Source organism: Mycobacterium sp. E3198, from assembly GCF_001667015.1.
In the GTDB taxonomy this organism is placed as follows: Bacteria; Actinomycetota; Actinomycetes; order Mycobacteriales; family Mycobacteriaceae; genus Mycobacterium.
In genome coordinates this window covers 1-3689 of record NZ_LZIS01000060.1, presented here as the reverse complement: position 1 = coordinate 3689, position 3689 = coordinate 1, and the positions used below count along the sequence as shown (strand labels likewise).

Sequence of the window (3689 nt, the reverse complement as noted above, 5' to 3'; positions counted from 1 at the left end):
CCGGCAGGTCGAAGATCACGGCGCCCGGCACGATGGGCACCACGCCCCCGTCCAGGCTCACGCCGCGTTCGTGTTCCTCCAGCCAGCGCATCACGCCGTCCGCGGCCGCCAGGCCGTAGGCGCTGCCGCCGGTGAGCAACACCGCGTCGACGAAGCGCACCGTGTTGGCCGGGTCCAGCAGATCGGTCTCGCGGGTGCCGGGCGCGCCGCCGCGGCAATCGACCCCGCCGACCGTGCCGGGCGGGGTGAGCACGACCGTCACGCCGCAGGCCCAGCCGGCTCCCAGGGACGCGTCGGGGTCGAGTCGGTGGTGGTGACCGACGCGGACGCCCCCGACGTCGGTGATGGAGTTCATCCGGACGGCTTCCCCATCAGCGCGAGGACCAGGTACTCCTGCAGGACGGTCAGCCACTGGTAGACGTCGAAGTGCACGGCCAGCGGATGGTCGGCCGGGAGCCGCTCGGGACCGGCGGGCCCGATCTCGAGCATGACTCCCAACGTCAACCGAATGTCGTTGACGGCCGCGATCCAGGCGTTCGCTTCCTCCTCGGTCAGTTCGAAGCGGCCGCCGTTGTTCGGAATGGTATTCAGAAGATTTTGCGCAGCAACGCGTTTCGCGTCAATGATGTCCGGTTCGTGCAGGCTGCGCAGCGCGGCGTTGAGGCCGTCGGGGGTGTCATCTGAGGAGGCAGCATCGTCGTCCGCGTCTTCGGGCTGGTGGAAATCCGGCAGCAACCGACGCAGCGTCGGGTCGCGCGGCGGTTCGGCGTGTCCCGTCTTGATGCCGGTGATCTCCTCGAGTTCGTCTGTGGGCGCCGATGATTCGCGCTCGTCGAGCAGGCCGATCATGGCGGTGACGAGGTTTTTGAGCAGGGCGGCCTCGTGGGAGGCCAAGCCGGACCGAAAACGGGGACCGTTGGCGGTCTCGACGCGCTTCCATTTGCGCACAAGGAATCCCGGGCGGCCTCGAGTCTCACCGGTCCTGCTGCATCGTCGCCCACAAACCGGCGGCGTGCAGCTTGGACACGTCAACTTCCATGGATTCCCGGCTGCCCGCGGTGACGACCGCCTTGCCCTCGTTGTGCACCTGCAGCATCAGCTTGGTGGCGTGCGGCTCGCTGTAGCCGAACAACTTCTGGAAGACATACGTCACATAGGTCATCAGGTTGACCGGGTCATCCCACACGATGGTGACCCACGGGGTGGCCGTGGCGTCCACCGGAGCCGACTCGCGTTGCCCGGTAGTGCCCGGCTTGGTAGGCGCTGACGCAACAACCATGGCCCCTACGATACCGAGACACACCCCCGCGCCCGCCAGCCGTTACCGTTGCGGAATGAACGAGCCGGTCCTGGCGGGGCTGCTGACCGACAGGTACGAGTTGACCATGCTGGCCGCGGCGCTGCGCGACGGCACCGCGGACCGCCGGACCACGTTCGAACTGTTCGCCCGCCGCCTGCCCGACGGCCGCCGCTACGGCGTCGTGGCCGGAACCGGCCGGCTGCTGGAAGCGTTGCCGCAGTTCAGGTTCGACGACGACGCGTGCGAACTGCTGGCGCGGTTCCTCGACCCCGACACGGTGGGCTACCTCCGCGAATTCCGGTTCGGCGGCGATATCGACGGCTACGCCGAGGGCGAGCTGTACTTCCCCGGTTCGCCGGTGCTGTCGGTGACCGGCAGCTTCGCCGAATGCGTGGTCCTCGAGACGCTGGCGTTATCGATCTTCAATCACGACACCGCGATCGCCTCGGCGGCGGCGCGCATGGTCAGCGCCGCCGCGGACCGCCCGCTGATCGAGATGGGCTCGCGCCGCACCCACGAGCGGGCGGCGATCGCCGCGGCCCGCGCCGCCTACATCGCGGGCTTCGCCGCGACCTCGAACCTGGGCGCCCAGCGCCGCTACGGGATACCCACCGAGGGCACGGCCGCGCACGCGTTCACGATGCTGCACACGCATCGAGACGGCCCGGACGAGTTGGGGGCGTTTCGCGCCCAGGTCGACGCGCTGGGCGCCGGCACCACGCTGCTGGTGGACACCTACGACGTGACGGCCGGCGTGGCCAACGCCGTGGCCGCCGCCGGGCCGAAGCTCGGCGCCGTGCGCATCGACTCCGGGGAACTCGCGGTGCTGGCCCGGCAGGTGCGCGAGCAACTCGACGGCCTGGGCGCCACCCACACCCGCATCGTGGTGTCCGGCGACCTCGACGAGTTCAGCATCGCCGCCCTGCGCGCCGAGCCGGTGGACAGCTTCGGTGTCGGCACGTCGCTGGTGACCGGCTCCGGCGCGCCGACCGCCAGCATGGTCTACAAGCTGGTCGAAGTGGACGGCATGCCCGTGCAAAAGCGGAGCAGCCACAAGGAATCTCACGGCGGGCGCAAGGAGGCGCTGCGGCTGGCGCGCCCGACGGGAACGATCACCGAGGAGGTGGTGTACCCGGCGGGCCGCCGGCCGGAGACCACCGAATCGTGCCGGGCGCTGACGACGCCGCTGGTCCGCCGCGGTGCGGCGGTGTCGAGCCCCGACCTGTCGGCGGCGCGCGAGCTGGTGGCCTCCGGGCTGCGCAGCCTGCCGTGGGAAGGTCTGAACCTGTCGCACGGCGAGCCCGCGATCCCGACGACACACATCCGCGCCTGAGCTCGAGGGAGTGACCACGTCCGACGTGTCCATGACCGTGCCCGAGCTGCTCGCCGTCGCCGTGGCCGCGCTCGGCGGCAGCGAGCGCGCGGGCCAGCTGGAGATGGCCACCGCGGTCGAGCGGGCCTTCGAGACCGGCGAGCACCTCGTCGTGCAGGCCGGCACCGGCACCGGCAAGTCGCTGGCGTACCTGGTTCCCGCCATCGTCCGCGCGGTCGGCGACGAGGGGCCCGTCGTGGTGTCGACGGCCACCATCGCGCTGCAGCGTCAGCTCGTCGATCGCGACCTGCCCCGGCTGGCCGATTCGCTCACCGAGGCGCTGCCGCGCCCGCCGCGGTTCGCGCTGCTGAAGGGGCGGCGAAACTACCTGTGCCTGAACAAGATCCATAATGGTGGCGCCGCCGACGACCCGGACGACGAGCGGCCGCAGGAGGAGCTGTTCGATCCGGTGGCGGTCACCGCGCTGGGCCGCGACGTGCAACGGCTCACCGCCTGGGCGTCGATGACCGATTCGGGCGACCGCGACGACCTCAAGCCGGGCGTGCCAGACCGATCCTGGTCACAGGTCAGCGTGTCGGCGCGCGAATGCCTGGGGGTCGCGCGCTGTCCGTTCGGCTCGGAGTGCTTCTCCGAACGGGCCCGAGGAGAGGCCGGCCGCGCCGACGTCGTCGTCACCAATCACGCGCTGCTGGCCATCGACGCCGTCGCCGACTCGGCGGTGCTGCCGGAGCACGCGCTGCTGGTGGTCGACGAGGCGCACGAGCTGGTCGACCGGGTGACGTCGGTGGCCACCGCCGAGCTGACGTCGGCCGCCCTCGGCGTCGTCGCGCGGCGCATCGCCCGGCTGGTGGACCCCGAGCTGACCCAGCGGCTGGAGGCGACGACCGCGAACTTCGCCGCGGCCATCCACGACGGCGCCCCGGGCCGCATCGATCGCCTCGATGACGAGATGGCGACCTACCTGACGGCGCTGCGCGACGTGGCCACCGCGGCACGCTCGGCGATCGACACCCGCAGCGACACCAAAAGCGACCCCAGGGCGGCGGCGGCGCGGGC

General features: G+C 71.2%; 5 protein-coding genes. 2 read left to right on the top strand and 3 right to left on the bottom strand.

The window, feature by feature from the left end:
- The 3 genes from A5673_RS07450 to clpS all read right to left on the bottom strand — a co-directional run.
- Positions 1-355 (bottom strand): P1 family peptidase (locus A5673_RS07450; RefSeq protein ID WP_197518321.1); only part of this gene is annotated, 355 nt, incomplete at its 3' end.
- Positions 352-948 (bottom strand): DUF2017 domain-containing protein, encoded by a 597-nt coding sequence (locus A5673_RS07445; RefSeq protein ID WP_068229272.1) that lies wholly within the window; start codon positions 946-948, stop codon positions 352-354. The genes A5673_RS07445 and A5673_RS07450, both read right to left, overlap by 4 nt.
- A gap of 25 nt (positions 949-973) precedes the next feature.
- Complete coding sequence (gene clpS, locus A5673_RS07440) at positions 974-1279, bottom strand: ATP-dependent Clp protease adapter ClpS (protein WP_068229269.1); 306 nt, start codon at positions 1277-1279, stop codon at positions 974-976.
- On the opposite strand from clpS, the gene A5673_RS07435 reads away from it, so the two are divergent.
- Both A5673_RS07435 and A5673_RS07430 read left to right on the top strand, forming a co-directional pair.
- Complete coding sequence (locus tag A5673_RS07435; protein ID WP_369806468.1) at positions 1278-2633, top strand: nicotinate phosphoribosyltransferase; 1356 nt, start codon at positions 1278-1280, stop codon at positions 2631-2633. The genes clpS and A5673_RS07435 overlap by 2 nt on opposite strands.
- 31 nt (positions 2634-2664) lie before the next feature.
- Positions 2665-3689, top strand: a 1025-nt coding sequence (locus A5673_RS07430) for an ATP-dependent DNA helicase (RefSeq protein ID WP_156747993.1), incomplete at its 3' end; no start/stop codon positions are given.